Genomic DNA, 1,327 nt, shown 5'->3' with positions numbered 1-1,327 from the left:
TGCGAAAGCATTGTCATCTTGGTAAACAAAACGAGTCAGTCGTACGGTTTTATTACCGCAACACTCACATGTACCTTCAACGGGGTCTTCGAACTCTATTTCGATCATAATTTTTTACGTATAACGCTTTGCCAAGGGGCAAATGCGAACGTTGTTGGGCTTTGCCCAGTGAGTATTTGTCCCAGCCGCGCTTTTTGCGGCGAACTTAGGCAACTTGTTAGCTGCCTTTTCGTATAAACTTTGCAACTTCGCAGTCTTCTGGTACCCGCTCAACACGGTTATCAATATTATCAGAAACAGCTACCAACTCTGATCGGACAGGAAGTTGCTTTGGCAACTTAATGTTTTTAACTATTCTGAGATTATGTAAAGCGTTTAAAACCCACCAACCAGGATCTGGTTCGTCATTATACAAGCCCAACATAGCAGAGCCAGGATAAGCGTGATGGTTGTTATGCCATGCTTCGCCCATAGAAAGGAACCCTGCAATTCTAATATTGTGACCTTGCACTGCGGCTCCCTCAACCTCCCAAGTTTTATCACCTTTATTATGAGCGAAGTAACCTATTAGCCAATGACCACCAACTGATATTACAACTCGGACTGAAACACCCCAAACTAACCAAGAAATGCCTCCAATAAGAAATAAAGGAACGGCCAAAACTAACTGTTGAAGCATCCAAGTTCTTTCGATGAATTGATAAAATTTATTTAAGGATACAGATTTTTCTATTTCAAATTTAGGAGGATTGTTTAATGCTAGATCACAATTTAGTTGCCACCAACCATCCGTTAGGATTTTTGAGCCATGTAGTAAATAATCATGGCATCGAGATTGTCTTTGCGCCCAATCTCGGAGGTCGTGTTGAATCATCATGCTGATTGGGCCAGCCATACCAACTAGTACACCTAAATATACAAATAAATACTCCATCCATTTCGGGCATTCATATGAACGGTGGATGAGTAATCTATGCATTCCTAGGGAATGCCCAAAACATAATGTGATTGCTGTAAGGATTAGAAAAACTAAAAACGCAGAAAAAGATAATACAAAAGGTGCGATGAAAATAGCCGCCACTAAATGCGTTAAAAACCAAATGGATTTAGTCGGCTTCCACTTTACAGTGCCACTAAAAGCACTCGTTTCATCATCTGCTTTAACTCTATCCGTATTGAGCATAACTATCCTAAGGCTGCTAACGCTTTTGTAAGGGGCGCGTGCAGTTTACGCGTCCCAGCCCAACTTGTTGGGCGAACTTAACAAACTTGTTATACGCACTAACACCCAATAATTTCGACATGTTCATTAGCTTCTTTTATTTTT

1 protein-coding gene is annotated in these 1,327 nt (G+C 40.8%); it reads right to left on the bottom strand.

Translation table 11 applies throughout. From position 1 onward, the window contains the following. Positions 1–217 precede the first annotated feature (217 nt). Complete coding sequence (locus ABD036_RS19060; protein ID WP_343862780.1) at positions 218–1,183, bottom strand: acyl-CoA desaturase; 966 nt, start codon at positions 1,181–1,183, stop codon at positions 218–220. Positions 1,184–1,327 lie beyond the last annotated feature (144 nt).

Source organism: Aliiglaciecola litoralis, assembly GCF_039523355.1.
Lineage (GTDB): Bacteria > Pseudomonadota > Gammaproteobacteria > Enterobacterales > Alteromonadaceae > Aliiglaciecola > Aliiglaciecola litoralis.
The sequence above is the reverse complement of the archived record's forward strand: the minus strand, read 5'-3'. Positions and strand labels throughout refer to the sequence as shown.

Coding starts and splice junctions, on each gene's coding strand:
- ABD036_RS19060 (WP_343862780.1), bottom strand. CDS start 1,183: ATGCTCAATACGGATAGAGTTAAAGCAGATGATGAAACGAGTGCTTTT.